This is a genomic window from Acidobacteriota bacterium (assembly GCA_016196035.1).
Taxonomy (GTDB): Bacteria; Acidobacteriota; Blastocatellia; order RBC074; family RBC074; genus JACPYM01.
The window spans coordinates 157,465-181,419 of sequence record JACPYM010000015.1 but is presented as its reverse complement, the minus strand read 5'-3'; the positions used below and the strand labels follow the sequence as shown (position 1 = coordinate 181,419).

At 58.6% G+C, this 23,955-nt stretch carries 21 protein-coding genes; 10 read left to right on the top strand and 11 right to left on the bottom strand.

Translation table 11 applies throughout. The annotated features are described in order from the left end of the window. The first annotated feature begins 27 nt into the window (after nucleotides 1-27). Complete coding sequence (locus HY011_05660; protein MBI3422405.1) at nucleotides 28-1,254, top strand: hypothetical protein; 1,227 nt, start codon at nucleotides 28-30, stop codon at nucleotides 1,252-1,254. Between the two features lie 317 nt (nucleotides 1,255-1,571). Here HY011_05660 and HY011_05655 read toward each other — a convergent pair whose 3' ends face one another. Then, entirely contained in the window at nucleotides 1,572-2,381 is an 810-nt protein-coding gene (locus HY011_05655; GenBank protein ID MBI3422404.1) for a hypothetical protein, read from the bottom strand. Between the two features lie 395 nt (nucleotides 2,382-2,776). Here HY011_05655 and HY011_05650 point away from each other — a divergent pair, with 395 nt between their 5' ends. Further along, nucleotides 2,777-4,252: a magnesium chelatase gene (locus HY011_05650; protein MBI3422403.1), complete on the top strand. Its 1,476-nt coding sequence runs from the start codon at nucleotides 2,777-2,779 to the stop codon at nucleotides 4,250-4,252. A 40-nt stretch (nucleotides 4,253-4,292) separates the two neighbouring features. Here HY011_05650 and HY011_05645 read toward each other — a convergent pair whose 3' ends face one another. Next, nucleotides 4,293-5,024, bottom strand: coding sequence for a carboxypeptidase regulatory-like domain-containing protein (locus HY011_05645; protein MBI3422402.1), 732 nt, complete (start codon nucleotides 5,022-5,024; stop codon nucleotides 4,293-4,295). Nucleotides 5,025-5,055: 31 nt separating this feature from the next. Between HY011_05645 and HY011_05640 the strand changes: the two genes are divergently transcribed. Next, nucleotides 5,056-6,084, top strand: a complete 1,029-nt coding sequence (locus HY011_05640) for a VWA domain-containing protein (protein MBI3422401.1) — start codon at nucleotides 5,056-5,058, stop codon at nucleotides 6,082-6,084. Nucleotides 6,085-6,105: 21 nt separating this feature from the next. Here HY011_05640 and HY011_05635 read toward each other — a convergent pair whose 3' ends face one another. Next, nucleotides 6,106-6,291 carry a hypothetical protein gene (locus tag HY011_05635; protein ID MBI3422400.1) on the bottom strand — a complete coding sequence of 62 codons (186 nt, stop codon included), beginning with the start codon at nucleotides 6,289-6,291 and terminating at the stop codon, nucleotides 6,106-6,108. 704 nt (nucleotides 6,292-6,995) lie between these two features. On the opposite strand from HY011_05635, the gene HY011_05630 reads away from it, so the two are divergent. From HY011_05630 to HY011_05605, 6 genes are all read left to right on the top strand, one after another. Continuing rightward, nucleotides 6,996-7,307, top strand: a complete 312-nt coding sequence (locus HY011_05630) for an HU family DNA-binding protein (GenBank protein MBI3422399.1) — start codon at nucleotides 6,996-6,998, stop codon at nucleotides 7,305-7,307. Nucleotides 7,308-7,479: 172 nt separating this feature from the next. Then, entirely contained in the window at nucleotides 7,480-8,343 is an 864-nt protein-coding gene (locus tag HY011_05625) for a DUF1223 domain-containing protein (protein MBI3422398.1), read from the top strand. Nucleotides 8,344-8,364: 21 nt separating this feature from the next. Beyond that, on the top strand, nucleotides 8,365-9,096 hold the full coding sequence (locus HY011_05620) for a TVP38/TMEM64 family protein (protein ID MBI3422397.1): 732 nt from the start codon (nucleotides 8,365-8,367) through the stop codon (nucleotides 9,094-9,096). Continuing rightward, complete coding sequence (locus tag HY011_05615) at nucleotides 9,093-10,631, top strand: mercuric reductase (GenBank protein ID MBI3422396.1); 1,539 nt, start codon at nucleotides 9,093-9,095, stop codon at nucleotides 10,629-10,631. The genes HY011_05620 and HY011_05615 overlap by 4 nt, the downstream gene beginning before the upstream one ends. 223 nt (nucleotides 10,632-10,854) lie before the next feature. Further along, nucleotides 10,855-12,225: an FAD-dependent oxidoreductase gene (locus tag HY011_05610; protein ID MBI3422395.1), complete on the top strand. Its 1,371-nt coding sequence runs from the start codon at nucleotides 10,855-10,857 to the stop codon at nucleotides 12,223-12,225. Between the two features lie 2 nt (nucleotides 12,226-12,227). Next, nucleotides 12,228-13,262 (top strand): radical SAM/SPASM domain-containing protein, encoded by a 1,035-nt coding sequence (locus HY011_05605; GenBank protein MBI3422394.1) that lies wholly within the window; start codon nucleotides 12,228-12,230, stop codon nucleotides 13,260-13,262. Between the two features lie 174 nt (nucleotides 13,263-13,436). Here HY011_05605 and HY011_05600 read toward each other — a convergent pair whose 3' ends face one another. Further along, on the bottom strand, nucleotides 13,437-14,507 hold the full coding sequence (locus HY011_05600; GenBank protein ID MBI3422393.1) for a class I fructose-bisphosphate aldolase: 1,071 nt from the start codon (nucleotides 14,505-14,507) through the stop codon (nucleotides 13,437-13,439). 318 nt (nucleotides 14,508-14,825) lie between these two features. Between HY011_05600 and HY011_05595 the strand changes: the two genes are divergently transcribed. Then, on the top strand, nucleotides 14,826-16,553 hold the full coding sequence (locus tag HY011_05595; GenBank protein ID MBI3422392.1) for a transglycosylase SLT domain-containing protein: 1,728 nt from the start codon (nucleotides 14,826-14,828) through the stop codon (nucleotides 16,551-16,553). Between the two features lie 218 nt (nucleotides 16,554-16,771). Here HY011_05595 and HY011_05590 read toward each other — a convergent pair whose 3' ends face one another. The 7 genes from HY011_05590 to HY011_05560 form a co-directional block, all read right to left on the bottom strand. Beyond that, nucleotides 16,772-17,671 (bottom strand): dihydrodipicolinate synthase family protein, encoded by a 900-nt coding sequence (locus HY011_05590; GenBank protein ID MBI3422391.1) that lies wholly within the window; start codon nucleotides 17,669-17,671, stop codon nucleotides 16,772-16,774. 4 nt (nucleotides 17,672-17,675) lie between these two features. Then, nucleotides 17,676-18,962, bottom strand: a complete 1,287-nt coding sequence (locus tag HY011_05585) for an NAD(P)/FAD-dependent oxidoreductase (protein ID MBI3422390.1) — start codon at nucleotides 18,960-18,962, stop codon at nucleotides 17,676-17,678. Next, entirely contained in the window at nucleotides 18,955-19,203 is a 249-nt protein-coding gene (locus tag HY011_05580; GenBank protein ID MBI3422389.1) for a (2Fe-2S)-binding protein, read from the bottom strand. The genes HY011_05585 and HY011_05580 overlap by 8 nt, the downstream gene beginning before the upstream one ends. Then, nucleotides 19,196-20,359, bottom strand: coding sequence for an FAD-binding oxidoreductase (locus tag HY011_05575; GenBank protein MBI3422388.1), 1,164 nt, complete (start codon nucleotides 20,357-20,359; stop codon nucleotides 19,196-19,198). The genes HY011_05580 and HY011_05575 overlap by 8 nt, the downstream gene beginning before the upstream one ends. Then, on the bottom strand, nucleotides 20,356-21,291 hold the full coding sequence (locus tag HY011_05570; protein MBI3422387.1) for a 4-hydroxyproline epimerase: 936 nt from the start codon (nucleotides 21,289-21,291) through the stop codon (nucleotides 20,356-20,358). Before HY011_05570 ends, HY011_05575 begins: the two co-directional genes overlap by 4 nt. 146 nt (nucleotides 21,292-21,437) lie before the next feature. Then, a complete protein-coding gene (locus tag HY011_05565; protein ID MBI3422386.1) occupies nucleotides 21,438-22,667 on the bottom strand; it encodes a glycine C-acetyltransferase in 1,230 nt (409 codons plus the stop codon). A gap of 81 nt (nucleotides 22,668-22,748) precedes the next feature. Then, the gene (locus HY011_05560) at nucleotides 22,749-23,933 is read right to left on the bottom strand and encodes an alcohol dehydrogenase catalytic domain-containing protein (protein MBI3422385.1); all 1,185 of its coding nucleotides are present in this window, start codon (nucleotides 23,931-23,933) and stop codon (nucleotides 22,749-22,751) included. Nucleotides 23,934-23,955 lie beyond the last annotated feature (22 nt).

The following is a 23,955-nucleotide window of genomic DNA, read 5'->3' as shown; positions in this document are numbered from 1 at the left end:
GCATCGTTGATTCAGGAGCTGACACGAATGACGAAAATACGATTTTGCAAATTTCTTTTTTTGCTGAGCGCGCTGGCACTTTTTGCCAGCCAGGCGGGCGCATTGCCCGATTACCTGAAGCTATACAACGCCGACCCCTTTGCCAAAGCCGACCTCAAAGGCAAATGCGGCACCTGCCACCTCAATCCGGCGGGCGGCGGGCCACGCAACGATTTTGGCAAAGCCTTTGCGCAAGCTGGTCACCAGTTCACCGCCGAGTTGCGCCAACAATTCCCCGACCGCTTCGCTAGCGGCCAGGACACACCACCTGTCACGTTCACTTCAGACAACGAAGCCGTGGTCGAAATCAACGGCAAGCGTTACACGATCAACACGCGCGCCAAAACGGTGCAGGAAGTCAGCACTGAAACCAAACCCGCCGTCATCGCTCAGGCACCAAAGCCCGCGCCGACGCCGGAACCGAAAAAGTCCGATGTTTATGAAGCCGTGGACGTGCGCGTCATCAACCTGCCCTCAGCGATCCCCATCCCCAAAGGTTCACTCTGGACGGATTTCACGCACCGTTTCCCCTTTGGCGATCCGACCGACCACGCCGGGCTGTTCGGACTGGATAGCATCGCGCTACCCTCATTCGGTTTTGTGTATGGCATCAATGACCACATACACGTTGGCGCGTACCGTTCGCCCGGCGGCATGGGCCGCCCCATCGAACTGTATGCCGGTGCGCAGTTGTTGCAGGAATCCAAAGGGCATCCGCTGAGTTTGCAAGCGCGTTTTGGAGTAGAAGGGCGCGACAATTTCCAGCGCAACTTTGCCACTAGCTTTGAATTCACGCTGGCGCGCAGCATCACGCGCCACGCCCAGGTTTACTTTGTGCCGACGATTACGCTGGGCGACCGGCCATACACTGTCAGTTCGACGCGGAATGAGCAGGGCGAAACCGCCGTGGCGCTGGGTGCCGGGGCAGCGGTCAACATCCGGCCTTCGGTGGCGTTAATGGCCGAGGCCAATTACCGCGTCAATGAAGCGGCGCGCTATGCCCCGCCGGGCAGCTTCACTGGCATTCATCGCCCGGTCGTGGGCTTTGCGATTCAGAAAGCCAGCGCGACGCGCCGCCACTCGTTCACGTTGACGTTCACGAACGGGCCGGGCACGACCTTCTCAGAACGCTCGCAAACGCGCGGGCTGGTCGGCGCGGATGATTCGCTGCAAGGTTTCACGATTGGCTTCAATTTGTCGCGCCGCCTCTTCTGATGCTGGACAGTACCGCGCGCGTCAGCAAGCGGTTCGTCATTGGTACATCAAGCGGTCAACGATGAAGCCGCCGCTTGCTGACGCGCGCGGTACTGATTCAACGCAAAACGCGGCTGACGCGGAGGCAACATCGCGGCTCGAATTTAAGCACCCCTGCGAAAAGTCCAAACCGCTGCGTTGCCTCCGCGTCAGCCGCGTTTTGCATGAACTACGCTGTTGCAGTGCCGCGCGCGTCAGCAAGCGGAGCCTGCACTCGATTGCGTTTGGCAGACAACTTCAAGCTCCGCTTGCTGACGCGCGCGGTACTGTTCCAACGCCTATTGCCGTCGAATCGAAACGCCGCCGTTGGTCGTGCGCACGCGAATCGGCGCGCCGCCGCCGCCGATGTCGGTGTTCAACTCGCGGTCAATCTTACCTTGCACCGTGACGGGGAAATCAAAGGTCAGTCCGCCGTTGACCGTGCCCGTTTCCAGATGCGCCGCATAACCCTCAGGCATAATCACCTTCACGCCGCCATTGGTCGTGCGCACATCCAGCCCTTCGCCATCCCAGCGCTGACCGTCCAGCACGATATTCGCGCCGCCGTTGGTGGTCGTGCCTCTCACATTGCCCGCCAGCTTCGTCAGGCTGACGCCGCCATTGGTGGTGTCGAATTGGATGTTGCCGCGCACCTCGCGCACGCTGATGCCACCGTTGTGCGCCTTGAGCATGAGGTCGGAACGGCGCGGCACGAAGACTTCAAAACTGACTGACCAGCCTTTGCGCCCCTGTGTCGTGGGACCATTGGAGCGAATATTCGTGCCGCTGATTTCGACTTGCACCTGCTCGGCCAGCGCTCTGGCTTCATCATCGGTATTGGCCCAGGTTTGTACTTGGGCGCGCACAAAAACGTCCGCGCGATCCCAGCCTTTCACCGAGACGCCGCCATTCGTGCGCCCATCCACATTGATGACGCCGCCGGGCGTCGCATTAAATTCGCGCATCACGCAATGATTGGCCCGGTCGCTATTCCAGCGATTGTTGTTGTCGCAGTTCAAACCGCGTTCATCTTTTTGCGCCCAGGCGACGGTGCTGAGCAGGCATAAGGCGGCGATGGCGGCGACGGTTTTGAAGAATTGATTGGTCATGGTTTCTCTCTCCTGAATTGAAATGTGTTGCTTGTTCGCGCTTGCCGTGCCGTAAGTGGCGGGGCGCAAGCGAAGGTTTCAGCAGTCGGCAAAAAAACGTGTCCGTAACCCGGCCATGAGCGAGGGCAAGCCCCACTTAAAGTCCAGCGGTTCCAACTCCACACTTGCCTCTCTCACGGTCAGTGCTCTTGCAAAGTCGCCAGCGCGAGCGCTCGAACGGTCAAAGGTCTTTGGCGGATGTTTTGAGGACTTTGCAAGAGCACTGCTCTCACGGTCGGGCGATGGACACACGCTTGCCGCAGCCACTCAGCGAAAGTAAGATCGAACCCGTCGTTTGAATCATCAACCCGCAGCACGCCTTAAAGCTGGCTGTAATTCCCAAGGCATCCGTTTTTATGACAAAACCGCTCACACTCGGTGCACTCAAAACCAGCGGCTACCAACACCGCGATGTCAAAACTGAAATCCGCCGCAACCTGATCGGCAAGCTCAAGCGCAACGAGCCGCTCTTCCCAGGCATCGTCGGCTACGAAGACACCGTCATCCCGCAAGTCGTCAACGCGCTGCTGGCACGGCAAAACTTCATTTTGTTGGGGCTGCGCGGTCAGGCCAAAAGCCGCATCCTGCGCGATCTGACGGCGCTGCTTGACGACGAAATTCCCGTGCTGGTCGGCTCGGAAATCAACGACGATCCGTTCGCGCCGCTCTCGGCCTACGGCAAACAACTCATCGCCGAACGCGGCGATGACGCGCCCATCGCCTGGGTTGACCGCGACGCGCGTTACGTCGAAAAGCTCGCCACGCCCGACGTGACCATCGCCGACCTGATCGGCGACGTTGACCCGATCAAAGCCGCGCGCGGCGGCCACCTGCTCTCCGACGAATTGACGATCCATTACGGCCTGTTGCCACGCGCCAACCGCGGCGTCTTTGCGATTAATGAATTGCCTGACCTGGCTGGGAAAATTCAGGTGGGACTCTTCAACATCTTGCAAGAGGGCGACGTGCAGATCAAAGGCTATCCGATACGCCTGCCGCTGGACGTGCTGCTGGTCTTTTCGGCCAACCCGGAGGATTACACCGCGCGCGGCAAAATCATCACGCCGCTCAAAGACCGCATCGGCGCCGAGATTCAAACGCATTACCCCGCCTCGCTCACGCACGGCATGGAAATCACACGGCAGGAAGCCTGGACGGAACGCAGCAGCGACGGATTGGAAGTCGTCATCCCGTCCGCCATCCGCGAAATCGTCGAGCAAGTTGCTTTCATCGCCCGCGCCGACAAACGCATTGACGCGCGCTCCGGCGTTAGCCAGCGCCTGCCGATTTCGCTGCTCGAAAGCGTCGTCTCGAATGCCGAGCGCCGTGCGTTGTTGAATGACGAAAGCGTCGTCGCGCCGCGCCTAAGCGACATTTACGCCGCGCTGCCCGCGATCACCGGCAAGCTGGAACTGGAATACGAAGGCGAACAAATCGGCGCCGAACGCATCGCCCGCGAACTCATTCGCAAAGCCTGCGGCGAGGTTTTCAGCGAACGTTACAGTGGCATTGACCTGCGCCAGGTACTCGACCATTTCAACCACGGCAAGAGCCTGCTGATTCACGAACTCGCCAGCAGCGCCGACGTGCTCGCCCAATTCAACAAAGTCAAAGGACTGCTCGACGCCGTGCGCAGCGGTTTATTGGAAGACGAAGCCGACGGCACGCTGATCTGCGGCTGCGAATTGGTGCTGGAAGGGTTGCACGCGCAAAAGAAACTGGCGCGCAGCGAGGCACGCGGTTCGGCGAGTTATAGCCAGGTGGCGCAGGAACGCCCGTCGAAACGCCGCGAGCGGGATTTTGATGATTGGAGCGGGGGGCGGTTGAATTGAGGCGACAACTGTGAAGATAGCCCATCAACAAACAGTTTGTTTACTTTACCTGTTGCAAGGTCAGCGCGATGTTGCGTACTTCGTCGCCCTCGATTGTGATCTCCTGTGAAGCGGTGACAAAACCAGGGGCGGCGGCAGTGATACGGTAAGTCGCCTTGTCCGCTTTCAAGCGAAAGGCAAATTCACCTCCATCGCGCGAGACCGTTTCTTCTTTGAATTTTTTTCCGCCATCAATTCGCTCAATCGTTACCACGGCATGCGGCAAGGTAAAGCCCACCCCGTAAAGCACCGCGCCACGGATGACGGCAAAAGGGTCGCCTTCTTTCGCCATTTCGATCAAGCTACGCAGTTTGGTTGTCTCGCCTGACAGCACTTCCAATTTGCGCGTGGTAAAGCCTCGATAACCCGGCCTGGAAAAACTGAAGACATAATCGCCGGTGGCGAGGCCGGTGACTTCAAAATCGCCTTTGCTATCCGTCTGCACTTCGCGGGCGGACGCTTCCGTCTCCTGCCGCGCGCGCGCGCTTTGGGCGCCAGCGCCAGCGGCTTTCACGACGCGCACAACGACCCCTTCGTGGGACTTGCTGTCCTGCAATTTTACGCGGCCCTTGACGATGCCATTGGCGGTTTTGCTGGCCGGGGCCTTTTCAGCAGCAGCCTGGCTGGTTTGTGCTTTGCCGGAAATCGCGCTACAACCAAACAGAACCAATAAAGCGGCAATGGCGTATTTGCCTTCATCTTGGAGCGTTGGACTCAGAAAATTTAACCGCATAGAAACTCCGTCGAATGCTAATAAGCTTGTCATGAAATCCGGGACCTGGGCGCTTGGCGCAATTTTTATCATCACATCGCTCTGCCTGGCGCAAGAGCAACGTAAATCAGACGAGTTGCAGCGCGTCATCGGGGAACGCGGCTGGTCATTGCCTGTGCCCGCCACCCAGAAACCCGAACAGGAAAAACCGAATATCACGCTGCGCATTGACACCGACCTGGTCACCGTGGACGTTGTCGCCACCGATAAGAACGGAAACTATGTGCTTGATTTGCGCCCCGATGAAATTCAATTGTTCGAGAATGGGCAGCCGCGCAAGCTCGACCTGTTTTCGGTCAATGATGAAAGCACGATTTCGCGCCCGCTCGCCGTCGTTTTTGCGCTCGACCTCTCCGGCAGCCTGAAACCGGCGGAAACCGTCACGTTACGCGAGGCCGCTTTGAAATTCACCACGTTGATGAAAGGCGATTCGGTCTTTGCCGCCATGGCCTTCAACTATGAAGTGAAAATCCTGCAAGGGTTCACTGCCGATCCACACCGCATCGAGAACGCCTTTTCCAAAGCCGATCGGTTTGAAGGTTCAACGCGCATTTATGACGCGCTCGACCGCGCCATTACCTTACTTGAACGCAATGCCCCGCGCACACGAAAAGGCCGTCAGGTACGACGAGTCATCGTCGTGATCACTGACGGCTTCGATTCGGCCAGCATCATTGACCGGCGCGAGTTGATCCGCCGCGCCAATCTGGCCGGCGTCACGGTTTATTCAATGACGCTGCCTTCGTACATGCTCTCGGCGACCCCCTCGCACGAACGCGTCATTACGCCCTTGGACGCCACGCGGATTGTGATGGCGACGGGCGGACGCGATTTCTCAGCCGACACACATGATTTCACTCCCATTTTCAAAGCCCTCGCCGAAGAGATGCGCGCCAGTTATGCGTTGGCTTTTTATCCTGAGCTACGCGACGGCCAGTATCATCAATTGCAGGTGCAAACCTCGCGCCCCGGTGTGCAGTTGCGCGCCAATCGCACCGGCTATCAAGCGACGGCCAAATAGCAAGCACGCGGGCCGCCACGTTCAATACTCATCTTCCTCAAGCGCATCTTCTTCCTCTTCGTCATACACCACGTCGAGTTCAATGGGATCAAGCCCCACGACCTCCAGTTTCGTATCGCATTCTTCGCAATGCATGTTTTCGCCCTTGTCAATCTCTTCATCAACGTGAATCTCGGCTTCACATTCCGGGCAAGTTGCTAACGGCATCGTTCCTGAACCTCCAAAAATTTCTGGCCAATAATTTCTGACGCATAAAAGCGGCGCGCAGACATGCTTTGCAAAAGCTGGTTTGCAAACCGGCACGTGAGCAATCATCAATAAAGACGCGGCTCCAGGCACGCAACGCGGTGCAGACTCTAAACTAAACCGCTGAGTTTTGGCAATGCCGAATCAACCTTGAAAAGTGCTTGCTTGCACCGGCAACCAAGCTCCAACCAACGCAAGGGAGCCGTCGCACCACAGTGTTTGCAGCACGCCCCCATTTTCATGCTGCCAGCCCTAGAATACGCAATACTGACGCGGCCTTGCCACGCCATCACGCATTTCCCCCTGCAAAATCAGGCTTCTCGTCTTGCGTGCCTGAATTCGCTAGGCTATACTGCCGCGCGTTTTAAGTATGTAGTTCTTTCAATTTCAAACTTCAGACGCGGCAACGCGGCTGAGGTTATTTTGGTAAGCGCGTGTGAGCGTCCCCTCGGGCAAGACGAACTATTCGAACAAGCGTTCGAGCAACGAGCACTCATCATTGCATCTCGCTCTTGCGCCGCGCACCGCAAGTCGCTTCTGATCTCAACCCGCATCTGACAGCTATTCATTCGTGGCGCCGGCGTCCGGTTCACCCGGCAGCAATACGGCACACGGCATTCAATGAACAGTTGTAGGCCCATTCAATTCAAAAAGGAGACAACACAATGGCAGCAGCAGCAGCTAAACTAATGACCAAGAGCCAACTGGCCGCTCACTTTGCTGAGAAGTTCGGCCTGAGCAAAAAGACCGCCGGCGAAGTCCTCGATGAAATGGCCGCCGTCGCCTTGGCGCAAACCAAGAAGGCCGGCGCATTCACCATCCCCGGTATCGGCAAATTGGTCAAAGCGGCTCGCAAAGCCCGCAAAGGCCGCAATCCGGCGACCGGGGCGGAAATCAAGATTCCCGCCAAGACCGTCGTCAAATTCCGTGTGGCGAAGGCTTGCAAAGACGCCATCGTGCCGCCCAAAAAGAAGTAGTTCGGGTGGCCTCACAGGCTGACTAAAAAGCGCTGCGGCAGAGGTCACCTCTACCGCAGCGCTTTTATTTTTGGTCTTTTGATTTGGCTTGGTTACCAGCCATACAGAACGATTCCCGCGAACTGACATACAGTGGGCGCGCGCAATGATCTCGTCGCAAGGAGTTTCTGTCATGAAAAGTATTCTATTCAGTTTGATTGCCGCCGCCGCCTTGTTTCTGGCTTTGAGCGCCTTACGCACGCGCCCGGCTAAAAACGCCGTCGCTAACGCAGCCGTCACACCCGCGTCCATTTCCGCCTACAACGGTTCCGCCTACAACGGCCCGCGCGTTCCCGTCGTCGTCGAGTTGTTCACCTCGGAAGGCTGTTCGAGTTGTCCGCCTGCCGACGCCTTGCTGATGCAACTCGATCAAACTTCGCCCGTGCCCGGCGCTGAAATCATCGCGCTGAGTGAACACGTGGATTACTGGAATTACATCGGCTGGTCTGATCCGTTCTCTTCCGAAGCCTATAGCGCGCGGCAACAGGGCTACGCACAAGCCTTGCGTCTGACCGGTGGACGTGGGGACGTTTACACGCCACAAATGGTCGTGGATGGACAGTTCGAATTTGTCGGCGGCAACACGGCCAAAGCGCGCGAGGTCATCGCCCAGGCAGCGGCCTTTCCCAAAGCTGAAGTAAAAGTGTCGCTCGTCAATCCGGAACGCAATGATGAAGTGAAGCTACACGTGCACGCGAGCCAGTTGCCACAAGTGCATGCCAATGACGAGGCCGAAGTCGTGCTCGCCGTCATCGAAAACAATCTGGCCTCCAGCGTCACGCGCGGCGAAAACTCTGGCCGCAAGCTGCGTCACAGCGCCGTGACCCGCGAGTTGCGCCCGCTCGGTCAATTCGCCGCCGGACAAAAAAACTTCGAGACAGAAGCCACGGTCAAGTTAGCAACTAGTTGGAAACGCGCGGACGTGCGGCTCGTCGCCTTCATTCAAGAACACCTCAATCGCCGCATTCTGGGCGCGGCGGCAATCAGACTGAACTGATCTTGCAACGAGGCAGTCATCATGCAAAAGCTGAAACCCTTGCTGCTCCTCGCGCTGCTGCTCGCCACCGGCAGCGCCTTTCTTTTTCTGCCGATGCGCCAATGGTTTCTGCTCTTGCAAGGGCACATCGAAGCGCTCGGCGTGCTCGCGCCCTTCGTCGTTGTCGTGGCTTACGTCGCGCTGACCGTGTTGCTCATCCCTGGCAGCGCGCTGACTTTGGGTGCCAGCACGATCTTTGGTTTCTGGAAGGGCCTGGCCATCGTACTGGCCGGCGCCAATCTCGGCGCACTGTGTTCGTTCCTACTGGCGCGCACGCTGATGCGGGAAAAAGTCGCGCTTTGGGCCGCCGCCCATCCCAAGTTCGCCGCCCTGGATCGCGCCATCGGCCAGAACGATTTCAAGATGGTCTTCCTCGCGCGGCTCAGCCCTGTCTTTCCGTTTACGCTGCTTAACTATCTGCTGGGTCTGACGACGGTACGCATGGTGGCTTATATCCTCGCCAATCTGTTTGGCATGCTGCCGGGCACGGTGCTTTACGTATACCTGGGCGCGACCGCGCGCGAAGCCCTGGCGGGAAGCGCCGCAACCGGCGCGACGCTTTGGCAACAGGCGCTAAAAGTCGTCGGCTTGCTCGCCACCATCGCCATCGTCATCGGCGTCACACGCAGCGCACGCAAAGTCATGGCGCAAGCCGACGCTGAAACGGCGAACTCAACCGTGAGCAACTCGCCAACTTCGGAGACGAGCCGATGAACAAAGAGGCAGCCAGCTTGATCGAACACATGCTGTCGGTGGACGACCCGCACGACCGCGTCGTCATCGAAAACTGCCATCCGCCGCAATACGTCAACCCGACGCCTACCGGCAAATACAATCTGATCGCCATCGGCGCGGGCGCGGCGGGCCTTGTCAGTGCGGGCGGCGCGGGCGGCCTGGGCGCCAAAGCCGCGCTGATCGAACGCGCGTTGACCGGCGGCGATTGTTTGAACACCGGCTGTGTGCCCTCAAAAGCCGTCATCCGCGCGGCACGCGCCGCTTACGATTTGCAACATGCGGCGGAGTTCGGCATTCATCTGAACGCCACACCGCAGATCAATTTCGCCGCCGCGATGGAACGCATGCGCCGCTTGCGCGCGCGCATCAGCGCGGTGGATGCGGTCGCGCGCTTCGGCGGCAAATACAAGGTGGATGTTTATCTAGGCGACGCGCGCTTCACCGGCCCGTCAACGCTGGAAGTCGCCGGGCAGCGTTTGGAATTTGACCGCTGTGTCATCGCCACCGGCGGACGCGCGGCGGAGTTGCCAATTCCCGGCTTACAAGAAGCGGGCTGTTACACCAACGAAAATATCTTCACGTTGACTGAACTGCCGCGCCGCATGGCCGTGATTGGCGGCGGGCCGATTGGTTGCGAACTAGCGCAAAGCTTCCAGCGCTTCGGCAGCGCGGTCACGTTGCTCAACGACGTCGCGCGCCTCTTGCCGCGCGAAGACGCCGATGCCGCTGCATTGATTCACCAACAGCTCGAACGCGAAGGGCTGACGATCATCAACCAGGCCACCATCCTGCGCGTCGAACAGCGCGGCGCTGACAAAGTCATCGTTTATCAACGTGACGGCCAGCAACACGAAGTCATTTGCGACTTGATCCTTTCCGCCGCTGGCCGCGTGCCGAATGTCGAAGGCTTGAATCTGGAAGCCGCCGGCGTGCATTACGACCACACCGGCGTGTTGGTGGATGAGCGTTTGCGCACGGCGAATCCGCGCATCTATGCGGCGGGCGATGTCTGTTCGCAATTCAAATTCACGCACGCCGCCGATGCGACGGCGCGGCTGGTCATTCGCAACGCGCTCTTTTTCGGCAATGCCAAGGCGAGTTCGCTGGTGATGCCCTGGGTCACGTTCACTGATCCTGAAGTTGCGCACACAGGCTATTACGAAGCCGAGGCGCGCGCCGCCGGTTACGACGTCGCCACGTTGACGGAAAGTTTTGCAGACGTTGACCGCGCGATTCTGGATGGTGAAGAAGATGGTTTCGCGCGCGTGCACTATGACCGCAAGACGGGCCGCATCCTCGGCGGCACCATCGTCGCGCGCCACGCGGGCGAGATGATCAGCGAATTGACGCTGGCGATTACACACGGCCTGAAGCTCGGCGCGCTGTCATCCACCATCCACCCTTATCCAACCCAAGCCGAAGTGCTGCGCAAACTCGGCGATGCTTATAACCGCACGCGCTTGACGCCGCTGGCGCGCAGGCTCTTTGCCAAATGGTTTGCTTGGCGACGCTGACCCTTGGGTACGCACGCTTCCCAGCGTGCGGCATAGCGATATGGCGTAATGAAATCAGCGTTGCAGCCTGCCGCCTTTGTGTTTCCAACGCCACGACTGCCCGCAAGGATGCGGGCGTACCCAGGTAGTGGCGCAAATTCGACTTCTGCGTTATTCTCCGCGCCGCAGTAACAGGCGTTTTGTTGACCGCTCAATAACAACCTTTTCCCTACCCAATACACCTATGGCAGAACAAAACAGCGGACATCTCGTCGTCGTCGTCGGCGCAGGCCCGGCGGGCATTTACGGCGCGCGCAAACTGGCCGAAGCCGGTCATCAAGTCATCATCATCAATCGCGACATCAAACCTGGCGGCCTGGTCGAATACGGCATCTATTGGAATAAGCACAAGATGAAAGAAGGCATCCGTGCGCAGTTCCGCAAAATCCTGGCCGACCCGCGTATCCATTACGTCGGCAACGTGAAGATCGGCGCGGGCGCGGATTTAACCTTGGATGAATTGCGCGAGGTGCTGAAACCGGCGGCGCTGATCGTCGCGGCGGGCGCACAAGGCACCAAGTCGCTTGGCCTGAAAGGCGAAGCGGCGCAGGGCGTCTTTCACGCCAAAGATTTGGTCTATCATTACAACGGCCTGCCGCCGTTCAGCGAACGCCAATTCCCCCTCGGCCAACGCGTCGCGATCATCGGCATCGGCAACGTGATGGTGGACATCGCGCACTGGCTGGTGCACGACCTCAAGACGCCCGAAGTCATCGCCGTCGCCCGCCGTGGCCCGGCCCAGCGCGCTTACACCGACATCGAGATCAAGGCCGTCGCCGCCAACATTGACCGCGCGGCTTTTCAGGAAGAATTGCAGCGTTGCGCCGCGCACATTCATCTCGACAGCGAAGGCCTCGATAAGCTGCACAAAGACCTGACCAAGCATTGCCACGAACCCGGCAAAGAAGGCGCAAGCCCGACGAAACTGACCTTCCGTTACCTGAGTGCGCCGACTGAAATCCTGGCTGATGAAGCGGGCCGCGTCTGCGCCTTGCGCATGGAAGACACCACGCTCGTGCCCAAAGGCGAAGACTTTTCGGCGCGCGGCCTGGGCACTTATCACGATCTGGCCGTGGACACAGTGATTTTCGCCGTCGGTGACCGCGTAGACGAAAAGCTGGGCCTGCCCTTCGACGGTTCGGTCTACATCAAAAACACCGCGCCCGATCCTGACAATCCCGGCGATGAGGCCTATCAGGTTTTCGATCCGCAAACGGGTCAACGCATCCCCGACACCTTCGTCATCGGCTGGTCGCGCCAAGCCTCTGACGGCCTCGTCGGCAAAGCCAAACAGGACGGCGAACGCGGCATCCATGTCGTCAATCGCTTCCTGGCATACGCTACATCGGGCAGTGCTGAAGGCACTGAGGGTAAGCTGAACGCCTTGCGGCAATTGCTGGCTGAACGCGGCGTGCGCACGGTGGATTATGCCGATGTGCAGGAACTGGAAAGCATTGAGAAACAGGAAGCAGCGAGCCGTGGAACGGAGTTCTACAAATTTTCGGCAAATGATGTGATGTTGAGGGCGCTTGATGCCACTCAAGCCCAAGGCTAGTTATGGAGTCTATCTACTACGTCGCCACCTTTCTCTGCCACCGCACCTGCCATCATTGTTACGAAGACCGCTTTCGTCCCTACTATGGCGCAGACTTGCAACGCGTCGTGGATGAGAGCGTCAACAACCACGCGCGCATCATCGAGAATTTCCCCGACCGCATGACCTATCTCGATCTGGAAGATTGCGATCCCGCGACGGGCCAGCCAAAAGAAAAGATCGGGCGCGTGATCCTGGCGGGCGGCGAGATTCTGCTGAAAGAGGTGCGCGAACGTGTGCTTTATTCGGCGCTTGATCTGCTGCACGCGAAATACGGCGGCCAGGTCAAACTCATCGTCCAAACCACCGGCGACACCGTGACCGAACAGATCGTGGACGAATTGCTCGAACATCATACCTGGCACATCTCCGTTTCCGGCATTGACCAGCATCATCAGGGCATGGAAACCAAAGAGGCACAGCAACGCCAGGTGGGCAAACTGACGCGGATGTTTGAGTCGCACGGTTTGAACCACCACCAGCATCTGATCGCCGATCAGGCGGGCAATGCCGAGCTGGACAATCGTTACTTCTCGTTTTTCGGCGCAACCGAAGACGCCTGGATCGGCCCACTCTGGCCGCGCGGACGGGCGTGGGAGAATGAATTGTCGAAGGCGACGTTGCGCGACAACTTCTGCAACCGCTGGTCGGGCGCGCTGAACTTTCTGCAATCCCGCTACAACGGCTCAGAAGTCTCGGTTGACCCGCAAGGCAACGTCTTCCCCTGCTGCATCAAGACCAAAGCGCCCATCGGCAATCTGCTCAACGACAAGCTCGAAACGATTCTCGAACGGCTGCTGGGTAATCCGGTTTACGAGGCGCTCTCGATGGGACACCCCGAACGCATGGGCATCGCGCACGGCTGGCCGGTCGAAAAGTTCATTGAGGCTTCGACGGTGCGGCTGCCGTCGGGCAAGCTTTATCAAAACCTCTGCCTGGGTTGCGACAAGTTTCATGAAGAGGTACTGATTCCGCTGACGGCGGCCCGCAGCACCTAACTTTGACGTGAGAAGGTGTCTGGTCTGTGTCAGTAGCCTGCGCGTAAGCAAGGGCTCTAGTGGCGCAACAGTGCCCTTGCTTACGCGCGGGCTACTGACACGCTCGCACAAAAGGCCGCCAGCACCTCATCAAGTGCTGACGGCCTTTTCGTTTCGTTCGCTCAACGCGAATGCTTACGCCACGGTAATCTCACTCGCCAAATACACATCCTGAATCGCATTCAAAATTTGCACGCCCTCAGTCATTGGCCGTTGGAAGGCTTTGCGGCCTGAGATCAACCCCGTGCCGCCCGCACGTTTATTGACGGCGGCGGTCAGCACGGCTTCGGCCAAATCGCTCTGGCCCTTCGATTCGCCGCCGGAATTGATCAGACCGGCGCGGCCCATATAACAATTCGCCACCTGATAGCGCGTCAGATCAATCGGGTTATCGGCGGACAGTTCGGTGTAAATCTTCGGATTGGTCTTGCCGTAGGGGTTTTCCTTTGACGAGATGGCGTTATAACCGCCGTTATTTTGCGGCAGTTTCTGTTTGATGATGTCGGCTTCGATGGTCACGCCCAGGTGGTTGGCCTGGCCGGTCAAGTCGGCAGAAACGTGGTAGTCCTTATCCTTCTTAAACGCGTTGTTGCGCAGATAGCACCAGAGCACGGTGTAGAGGCCCAGTTCGTGCGCGTAGGCAAAGGCCTTGCTGACCTCTTGAATCTGGCGTTTGGATTCTTCGGAGCCGAAATAGATCGTCGCACCGATGCCGGTCGCGCCCATATCGAAGGCCTGCTTGATGCCGCCGAACATGATCTGGTCGAACTGGTTCGGGAAGGTCAAAAATTCGTTGTGGTTGACTTTGACGATGAAGGGAATCTTGTGCGCGTACTTGCGCGACACCGCGCCCAATACACCCAGCGTCGAGGCCACGGCGTTGCAACCACCTTCGACCGCCAGTTTCACGATGTTTTCCGGGTCGAAGTAAATCGGGTTCGGCGCAAAGCTCGCGCCCGCCGAATGTTCGATGCCCTGATCCACCGGCAGGATCGAAAGGTAACCGGTCTTGCCCAAGCGGCCCGTGTTGAAGGTGCTTTGCAGATTGCGCAGCACGTTGTTCGGACGGTCGGAGTTAATCCAGACACGGTCAACGAAATCGGGGCCGGGCAGATGCAACAGATTTTTATCAATGGTCTTGCTCGTGTGTGTCAGCAAAGCTTCGCCATCAGCGCCTAAAAGCTGCTCAATCTCTTTGATGTTCACTGCGGTAATTCTCCGTTTGGGATTGTTGGGATGAGTGAAGGTAAGCGCGATTATAACGGAGAATATGGGCTGGTCAAACCAACAGGGCACATTAGAGAACCAAGATTGATAGGGAAATTCATGGTTTGACGCTCCACCGTGTAAAGGTTACACTGTGCCCCGTTGTTAGCGACCCCACTCGCTGATTGATCCCGTCAAGACATCACTCAATGCTGCTGGGGTTCCCCCTTTCCATTCACATTCTCGCTAACACGCTCCCTGAACGACACGACATCAAAATAGCTGGGTATGAAAATTTTTCGAGAGGATTTACGACTAATGCTGAAGCATAAATTTGTGGTGCTCGCTGAAAGCATCTTAGTCCTTGTCGCTGTTCTTTGTTCGCCCGTAGCGCTGGCGCAAACGCCGCTGCGACAGGACACGCAACGCGTCATTGACCGCTCCAACGAACAATTTCAAAAGGGCGAAGAGTTTTTCCAAGCGGGCAGCTATGAGCAAGCCCGCCGCTCCTACGACAAGGCCGTGGACATCGTGCTCGAAGCGAACGCCGATGATTCGCAATTGCGCGACTATTACCGCCGGTTGGTAGATCGCATTTATCAACGCCAGATGGCGCTGTTGAAAAACGCTCCGGCGGCCAAACAGGCGCCGAATTACGCAGAAAGCACGTTGCCCCAAGATCAAACGAAGCCGGTGGTCGCGCAACAAACGCCGCCTGCTTCCACTACGCCTCCCGCTGGGGATGATCGCGGGTTTGGGCAACAAACCTATGTGCCTTCCCCGCTGGACGATCTGACCAAACTGAAATTGACCGAAGCCGAAACCAAAAACGTTTCCACCGAACAAATTCAAACCGCTGTTAGCGCCGCCAAGCTTGATTTCAACTTCAAGCCGAATCCGTTGGTGCAAAGCTTCATCAACTACTATCAGGGCCGTGGCCGCGCGACGATGGAAAATGGGTTGCGCCGGTCGGGCCGCTTTATTGCGATGGCCCGGCGTATCTTCAAAGAAGAAAACGTGCCGCAAGATTTGGTGTGGCTCTGCCAGGTCGAAAGCGCCTGGTCGCCCATTGCGCGTTCTTGGGCATCGGCAGTTGGCCTGTGGCAATTCATTCCGGGCACGGGTGGCAACTACGGCTTGCAGCAGGATTACTGGGTGGACGAGCGGTCGAGCTTTGAAAAAGCCACGCGCGCCTCGGCGCGTTACCTGCGCTGGCTGGCGAACCGCTACGCCGGCAATTGGGAACTGGCGATGGCCGCCTACAACTCCGGCGAAGGCCGCATTGACTCCTGCATTTCGCGCAGTGGCTATGCCGATTTCTGGGAAATCTATCCGATGTTGCCGCAAGAAACGCGCAACTATGTGCCCAACATTCTGGCGACGATCATCATTGCCAAGAACGCACAGCGTTATGGCTTTACGCCCAAACCGGAACCGCCGCTGGCCTATGATTACGTCACGGTCAACAACGCGGTGGATTTGCGCTTGGTCGCCGACGCGGTGGATGCCAGTCACGACTACATCCTGGGCCTCAATCCTGAATTGAAACGCGGCGTGACGCCTCCGGCCACGACTTATGCTGTGCGCGTGCCGCCGGGCAAAGGCAAAGTTTTGCAAGTGGCGCTCAATCGCATTCCGCCCGACAAACGCACGTCCTGGCGCATGCTGACAGCGCAGGCGGGCGACAACTTTGAAATGATTGCGCGCCGCACCGGCGTTTCAGAATCGGCGCTCGAACAGGTTAATGGCGGCGTGCTGCGTCCCGGTCAAAAGATCGTGGTGCCTGCCAATGGCGGGATGCGCAACGTAGTCTTTTCGGCTCCGCGTGGCGCTTCAGCGCCAGTGGCGGCGGCAACAGCGCCTTCGACCGCCAGCACGATGGCCAAGCTGGTCACCTACAAAGCCAAAGACGGCGAAACGTTGGGCGATATTGCGGGCCGTTACAACACTTCGGTGCGCGATTTGGCGACGCTCAATCGGTTGAGCGCATCGGCCAAGCTCAAAGCGGGCCAAGTCATCAAGGTGCCGGTCAAAGCGCGGCGCTAAACAAAACCGCATCGCAAGACAGGAAAGGCGCGCAAGCATCCCAGCTTGCGCGCCTTTTTCTTTGCCGCAGATGAACGCAGATAAGTAATCAGCTTCTTCTTGTCTGCGGCAAAAACTAGAGCGATTTGCAAATACATTTACGGGAGCGCGTTGTGGCGGGACGGTACCGCCGGGCGACTTTTCCCAGACGCTGATGTGAAAACCGATCTAACTTGCGCTTACAATGCGGGCTTCGTGGCCAACGAGCCACGAATCGTCGCTAATGCCTCTTCCAATTCCGCCCCGACAATCTCCAACCGTGGCGGGCGCACGCGCGCGTTGCCCATCCCGACTTCCTGCTGCACCAGTTTGATGAGTTGCACGAATTTCGGCACGCAATCCAATCGTAACAGTGGCAGGAACCAGCGATACAACGCCAACGCCTTTTCGCGCTCACCCTTCAGCGCCAAATCGAACACCGCCACTGACTCTTGCGGCAAGGCATTGACCAAGCCGGCGACCCAACCGACCGCGCCGACCGCGATGCCTTCGACAATCGCGTCGTCCACGCCGACAAACAAATTGAGCCGGTCACCAATCAGCGCCTTGATGGCCGTCACACGCCGCACATCGGTGCTCGATTCTTTGACGGCTTGAAAGTTGGGATGTTCGGCGGCCAACTCGGCAATCTGTTCGGGCAGGAAGTCGGTGCCATAAGCCACCGGATTGTTGTAGAGCATGCACGACAGGTCAGTCGCCTTGAAGGTTTCGGCCACGTGGTATTTCATCTCGCGCCAGTCGCCCTGGTAAACATAGGGCGGCAGCACCATCAGACCGCGACAGCCTTTTTCTTTCGCAGCCTTGGCCATTGCCACCGACTCGGACGTGCTCAGCGCCGAAATCGCCGCCACCACCGGCGCACGTCCTTCGGTGGCTTGCACCAGCGTCTCCCACAGTTGCAGGCGTTCGGCGAAGGTCATCGTATTGCCTTCGCCCAGCGAGCCAGGCGCAACGATGCCGGTGCAGCCGCTGTCGAGCAACCACTGGCAATGTTTGGCCACAAAGGCGTGGTCAATCGTCAGGTCTTCGTTTAAGCCGGTCGTCATTGCGGGCATCACGCCGCGCCATTGCATAGTCATGGTGTCAGTCTCCTGAATTTGATGATGATGAAGCGGCAACTTGCGCCAAGCTGCCAATACTGGCCGGAAAGGCCGGTGGACGCACCGACGCTGACTGCCAGCCGAATAAATACTCGACCGCCGGGCCACAGACGCGCCCCTGACACGGCCCCATCCCGCAACGGGTATGCAACTTCGCCGCGCGCCATTCGGGCTGGGTTTGCAACCGTTCAAAACTCACGTCCTCGCAACGGCAGACCAGCGTGTCGGCCTGGGGCAACTGTTTGAGTTCGTCGCGCAAGGCAACCGCCCGGTTCAGCGCGCCGGCGAAACGTTGCGCCTTGGCGCGGGCCGCGAAAAGCGGGCGGGCGTCATGGTGCCGGTCGCTGGCAGCCAATCCGGCGATTTGCCCTTCGATCAGCGCAACCTCTACACCGCCAATGCCGGTGGATTCGCCAGCGCAATACACACCAGCCACAGCGGATTGCTGAAACTCATCCACCGCGACGCAACCATCGCGCACGGCACAACCCAATAGCGCCGCCAGTTCTACGTTGGGCACGAGGTGAAAGCCACAGGCCAAATAATCGCAAGCAAGATCGAAAGTTCGCGCTCCCTGCCGCAGCGTCACGCGTGCCAATTTGCCTTCGCCATGCGCGGCCAGCGGCCAACAGTCGAACCGTTGCGGCACACCGCGCAATTGCCCTTTCAGTTCAAGCGCCTGTTTGAACTTGCTTACGCTCCGCGCGACTTGCAACCCAAAGCCAATCAATTTGGTGAAGGGCGCTTGCTCGGCGAGCAATAAAACCGCCGCGCCGCGCTTTTTCAAATACGCCGCCACCGCCAGCAATAGCGGCCCCGTGCCCGCAACAACGACGCGTTTGCCCGCGATGGACAACCCGCCTTTGACCAATGCTTGCAAGCCGCCCGCGCCAAACACATTCGGCAACGTCCAGCCCGGAAACGGCAGGAAACGTTCGCGCGCGCCCGTCGCCAGAATCAGTTTTTGATAGCGCAGGCTGAGCGTCTCGCCATTCGTCATTTCAGCCAGCAGCGCGCCGTCGTCCGTTTGCGCGAAGATGCGCGCGCCGTGAATGAATTGCGCATTCGTCGCCCGCACGCGCTTGAGCCATTCAGCAGCGGCAGTGTCAGATGGAGTTTGCGCTTCGCCGCGCCAGATTTGGCCGCCGGGTTGCGGGTTGTCGTCGAGGATGGTGATGCGCTGCTTGCCGTCGTGCGCGGCGACTGCGGCGGCGATACCCGCCGGGCCTGCGCCAACGATGAGCAGATCAGTAGCGTGTTGCTCAGGCATCGGTGCGCACCTCCATCCCTTCAGCACACACAATCTGGCAACTGCGCGCATGCGCCTGCCCGTTGACCGTCACGCGGCATTCGTAACAGATGCCCATCCCGCATAAAGGCGCACGCGCTTCGCCCGTCACCGAACGGCGGAAAGTCGTCACGCCACTCAACAGCACGGCCGCCGCCACCGTGCTTTCCGCAGGCACACGCCAAGGCTGGCCGTTGATCGAAAGCGTCACGGCATTAGGCATGAGCAGTCTCCCGTTTCTGCACGGCAACTCGCGCAGGCAAATACGGCTCGCACGGAATCGCGGACGGGCGTTGCAGCAATTGATCCGCCAGCAGCCGCCCCGTGCCCAGCGAAGTCGTGATGCCCAGCCCTTCGTGGCCGGTGGCCAGATAGAGGCTGTCGCTGCCGGGATACGGACCAATCAGCGGCAAATGATCTGATGTCGCCGCGCGAAAACCTGTCCAGACGCGAAGGGCAGAAAGCTGAGCCAGGCCGGGCATGTATTCCGCCGCGCGCCGCAACATCCAGGCCAGCATCGGCGCATCAACGTCGCGCGTGTGCACGCCGAACTGGCGCGAAGAACCGATCAGAATTTGCCCCGTCTTGCGCGGCTGGGCATTGAACGCCACCGAAGCCGCATTGTGCGAGTGCGCACTTTTCAAATAACCAAGCTCGATCAACTGATGCCGGACAAAACCGGGATAACGATCCGTGATGACCAAATGTCCCTTGCGCTTTTGCACGTCAATGCCCGGCGTCAATTCGGGCGACCAACTGCCCGTGGCGTTGACGATGAAGCGCGCCGCGAGAAATGTGCCATCGCTCAATTGCACGCACTCTGACTTGATCGCCTTCACCTCTTTCCCCAAAAACAATTGCGCCGAATGCCGTTGCGCTTCGGCCAACAAATAGCCCGCCGCGCAGGGCGGATAGCTCACGCCGTCGCTCGGCACAAATAATCCGCCCGCCAAGCCTGGGCGCAAATGCGGTTCGGCTTCAGCCAATTGCTGTGCATCTAGCACTTCAGTCGCCACGCCGCGCGCGCCATAAAATTCGCGCTTGCGGTGAACTTCGGCCATCTCTTCGTCATCCGCCGCCACCCAAAGCGTGCCGCATTGCTCATACTCGGCGGTCGCAGGCCATTCATTCGCCAATTCCTGCCAGAGCTGTTGCGAATAGCGCGTCAAGGCGAACTGCGCTTCTGAATCATCCATCACCACGATGTGGCCCATGCCTTCCGCCGTCGCACCGCCGCCGATGACGGCGCGCTCGATGATGGCGACGCGCAATCCGCCCAGAGCGCATTCACGCGCACAGGCTGCCCCAACTATGCCGCCGCCAATGATGACCACATCAAACGCGGTATGTGAATTTGAGGTTGGAGATTGGAGATTCACCGGATGCCCCAGCAGAATGGGTCGCGTTCGTCCAGGATCAATTCAAGCTCAGCGTTGACGAACGCGGAGCCTTTGATCGTCGGCTGAATCATTCCATCCGCGCTGCGCACGCTGCCTTCAAACACGCTGCCGACCACGCTCTCTTGTTTCCAAGTCTCGCCTTCTTTCAGTTTGCCGTCGGCCACCAGACAAGCCAGCTTCGCGCTTGTGCCCGTGCCGCAGGGCGAGCGGTCATAGGCTTTGCCGGGACAGAGCACGAAGTTTTTGCTTTGCACGCCATCGAGTTGCGAAGGCACAAACAATTCGATGTGATCAATCTCCTGCCCATGCGCGCCCGTGATGCCTTGCGCCGTGAGTGCCTGCCGAATCTTCCAGGTGTAAGCGGTCAGGTCGTCTAGATGTTGCAACGTCAATTGCTGGTCATGGTCATTCACTAGAAAGAACCAATTGCCGCCCCAAGCGATGTCGCCGCGCACGACGCCGAGGCCAGGCACATCTACAGTTACATTTGCTGCGTGACGATAGCTTTGGACATTGGCCACACTGACTTCATTGTTCGCATGCAAGGTGGCGGCGATTGTGCCGACGGGCGTTTCGAGGCGCTGCGTGCCGGGTTGAATGCGGCCCATGTGCGCGAGCGTCACCATCAGGCCTATCGTGCCGTGCCCGCACATGCCCAAGTAGCCGACGTTGTTGAAAAAGATCACGCCCGCCGCGTTGGCCGCATCAACCGGTTCGCACAACAACGCGCCGACGATGGCGTCGTTGCCGCGCGGTTCGTTGACAATGGCCGAACGATACTGATCGAACTCGGCTTTGAACCGCCGCATACGTTCGGCCATCGAGCCTTTGCCCAAATCGGGGAAGCCGCTGACAATAACGCGCGTAGGTTCGCCGCCGGTATGTGAATCAATTGCTTTGAGACGTTGCATATTGGTTAAGGAAAGAGAAGCAATCGGAAGAGGAGATTACGGAACAGACGGAAATAACGGAACAGACGGAAGGGATCAGGCCAGTTGTCGGTTCTTTTCAGTCTGTTCCGTTATTTCCGTCTGTTCCGTAATCTCTCTTTTCTGCGTTAAATAACGCCCAGCTTTTTGCCGACCGTCTTAAAGGCCGCGATGGTTTGCTCCAAATCCGTCTGTGTGTGCGCGGCAGAAATCTGCGCGCGCAAGCGGGCTTCGCCTTTGGGCACAACCGGATACCAGAGGCCTTTGATGTAAACGCCTTCGTCGAGCAGCGCGCGACTCATCTCCTGCGCCAGCGCCGCTTCACCGAGCATGATTGGCACGATGGCGTGGTGGCCGGGCAGGATGGTGAACCCCGCGTTGACGATTTCGCGGCGGAAGAACGCCGTGTTCGCGTGCAATTGATTGACGATGCCCGGCTCATTCTCAATCAAGTCAATGGCGGCAATCGAAGCCGTCACGACCGCCGGCGGCACGGTGTTGCTAAACGTGTAAGGCCGCGATTTCTGGCGCAGGAATTCGACCAATTCGCGCCGCCCGGCGATGAAGCCGCCCGACGCGCCACCCAGCGCTTTGCCGAAAGTGCCGGTGATTACGTCAATCTCGCCATGCACGCCCAACTCTTCGGGCGTGCCGCGCCCGGTTTGCCCGAGCGCGCCTGAGGCATGCGATTCGTCCACGAACAGCAACGCGCCGAATTCACGCGCGAGCGCGACCAGTTCGGGCAGCGGCGCGAGGTGGCCTTCCATCGAGAAGACGCCATCGGTGGCGATGACTTTCAGCCGGTAATTCTTGTCGCGATCTTCTTCAAGCAGTTCGCGCAAATGCGCAACGTCACGGTTGCGATACAGTTTCGACGCGGTTTGTTTGGCGACCGCGCGGCACAGACGCACACCGTCAATGATGCTGGCATGGTTGTACTGGTCGCTGTAAATCACGTCTTCGTAATTCGTCTCGCCAAAATCGTTGGCATACAGGGCCGTAAAAAACGCTTCGTTCGCTGCGAAGCAGGACGAATGCAGGATCGCTGCTTCGCAACCGACGAAGCGGGCAATGCGCTGTTCCAATTCCAGATGAATCGGCTCGGTGCCGCACAAGAAGCGCACCGATGACATGCCGAAACCCCACTTGTCGAGGCCCTGTTGAGCAGCCTCTTTAATACGCGGGTGATTCGCCAGCCCAAGATAGTTATTCGACGCCAGCATCACACACACACGGCCTTGCACGCGGACGCGCCCGCCCTGTTCGCTTTCGAGCGGCACTTCGTACTTGTAGGTCTGCGCCTCGGCTAGCTTATCGAGTTCATGTTGTAAGGTCGAGTAAATCAGTTCGGGATTCATAATAGTTCAGCATCGGTATCGCGAGCGGTAGCGAGCGTGCATTTGGCAAACCGCGCGCTCGCTACCGCTCGCGGTACTGACTTATGCCTCCACCTTAAAATTTGGATCAGGCGTCAGCAACACCTTGACGGCTTCCTGCGAGCGCACCATTTCAAAACCGCGCTCGAAATTTTCGAGCAACACGGGCTGGCGGGCGATGATCTTTTCGAGCTTGGCTTTGAGGCCAGATTTATCCGCCGCCAACAGATCGAGCATCGTGTACCAGGTGTCGAACATGCGGCGGCCAAAGATGCCGCGCATCGTCACGCCTTTCCAGATGACGTGGTTGCCGATGTCAAAGGCCGCCAAGGGGCGTGACGGAATGCCGAGCAGCATGATGGCGCCACCGTTTTTGACCAGCCGACCGGCGTCGTTGTAAGCCGCCGCCGAACCGCTCATTTCGAGCACGACATCCACGCCGCCGCCGTGTTCGTCAGCGACGCGCAAAAAGAGTTCGGCTTTTTGCCCTGGCGCGTTTTGTTCGTTGGTGTCGAAGCAATAATCCGCGCCCATCTCTTTGGCGATGGCAAAGCGTTTGGCGAGATGGCCCGCGTCAATGCCGCCGCTGGTGACCGAAAAATCCGTCACGTAAATACGCGTTGCGCCCAGCGCACGCGCCACCGCTGTCGCCATCATGCCTTGCGTGCCGCAACCGAGAATCGCGACCGTTTTGCCAGAGACATCGCCTTCCATCACGGTATGCACGGCATTGCCGAGCGCATCCAGAAAGGCACCAAAGCGTGGCGGAATCATGGCCTTGCCGCCGAAGCGTTCCAGGTTGATTAAGTTTTCAAAGGGCACGCAGACGTATTCGGCGAACGTCCCGTCGAGGTGCACGCCTTTGATCTGCACGTTCTGACAAACGTGTTTGCGCCCGGTCATGCATTGATGGCAATAGCCGCAGGCGATGTGCATTTCGCTGGTGACATAATCGCCCACGCTGACCAGCGCGCGCGGCACACCCGCGCCGATTTCGACGACTTCACCGCAAAATTCGTGACCGATGACCAACGGTTGGTAGCGGTTCAACTCGCCGCCCAACAGGCGCAACATCTCGTCGCGAATGCCCTGGCGCGTATCGGAGTGGTAAATGCCAAAATCGGTGCCGCAAATCCCCGCTGCAAAGACGCGGATTTTGACTTCCGCCGGATGCAAGGCAGGCTCTGGTGCATCGTCAATGTAGCGCAAGCCTTGAACATCAAGCTTGTCTTTTCTTAGTGCTCTCATGAATGTACCTATGAATTCCTTC

Bases quoted from the DNA above. Each gene is read 5' to 3' on its own strand.
- HY011_05660 (MBI3422405.1), top strand. From the start codon at position 28: ATGACGAAAATACGATTTTGCAAATTTCTTTTTTTGCTGAGCGCGCTG.
- HY011_05655 (MBI3422404.1), bottom strand. From the start codon at position 2,381: ATGACCAATCAATTCTTCAAAACCGTCGCCGCCATCGCCGCCTTATGC.
- HY011_05650 (MBI3422403.1), top strand. From the start codon at position 2,777: ATGACAAAACCGCTCACACTCGGTGCACTCAAAACCAGCGGCTACCAA.
- HY011_05645 (MBI3422402.1), bottom strand. From the start codon at position 5,024: ATGCGGTTAAATTTTCTGAGTCCAACGCTCCAAGATGAAGGCAAATAC.
- HY011_05640 (MBI3422401.1), top strand. From the start codon at position 5,056: ATGAAATCCGGGACCTGGGCGCTTGGCGCAATTTTTATCATCACATCG.
- HY011_05635 (MBI3422400.1), bottom strand. From the start codon at position 6,291: ATGCCGTTAGCAACTTGCCCGGAATGTGAAGCCGAGATTCACGTTGAT.
- HY011_05630 (MBI3422399.1), top strand. From the start codon at position 6,996: ATGGCAGCAGCAGCAGCTAAACTAATGACCAAGAGCCAACTGGCCGCT.
- HY011_05625 (MBI3422398.1), top strand. From the start codon at position 7,480: ATGAAAAGTATTCTATTCAGTTTGATTGCCGCCGCCGCCTTGTTTCTG.
- HY011_05620 (MBI3422397.1), top strand. From the start codon at position 8,365: ATGCAAAAGCTGAAACCCTTGCTGCTCCTCGCGCTGCTGCTCGCCACC.
- HY011_05615 (MBI3422396.1), top strand. From the start codon at position 9,093: ATGAACAAAGAGGCAGCCAGCTTGATCGAACACATGCTGTCGGTGGAC.
- HY011_05610 (MBI3422395.1), top strand. From the start codon at position 10,855: ATGGCAGAACAAAACAGCGGACATCTCGTCGTCGTCGTCGGCGCAGGC.
- HY011_05605 (MBI3422394.1), top strand. From the start codon at position 12,228: ATGGAGTCTATCTACTACGTCGCCACCTTTCTCTGCCACCGCACCTGC.
- HY011_05595 (MBI3422392.1), top strand. From the start codon at position 14,826: ATGCTGAAGCATAAATTTGTGGTGCTCGCTGAAAGCATCTTAGTCCTT.
- HY011_05590 (MBI3422391.1), bottom strand. From the start codon at position 17,671: ATGACTATGCAATGGCGCGGCGTGATGCCCGCAATGACGACCGGCTTA.
- HY011_05585 (MBI3422390.1), bottom strand. From the start codon at position 18,962: ATGCCTGAGCAACACGCTACTGATCTGCTCATCGTTGGCGCAGGCCCG.
- HY011_05580 (MBI3422389.1), bottom strand. From the start codon at position 19,203: ATGCCTAATGCCGTGACGCTTTCGATCAACGGCCAGCCTTGGCGTGTG.
- HY011_05570 (MBI3422387.1), bottom strand. From the start codon at position 21,291: ATGCAACGTCTCAAAGCAATTGATTCACATACCGGCGGCGAACCTACG.
- HY011_05565 (MBI3422386.1), bottom strand. From the start codon at position 22,667: ATGAATCCCGAACTGATTTACTCGACCTTACAACATGAACTCGATAAG.
- HY011_05560 (MBI3422385.1), bottom strand. From the start codon at position 23,933: ATGAGAGCACTAAGAAAAGACAAGCTTGATGTTCAAGGCTTGCGCTAC.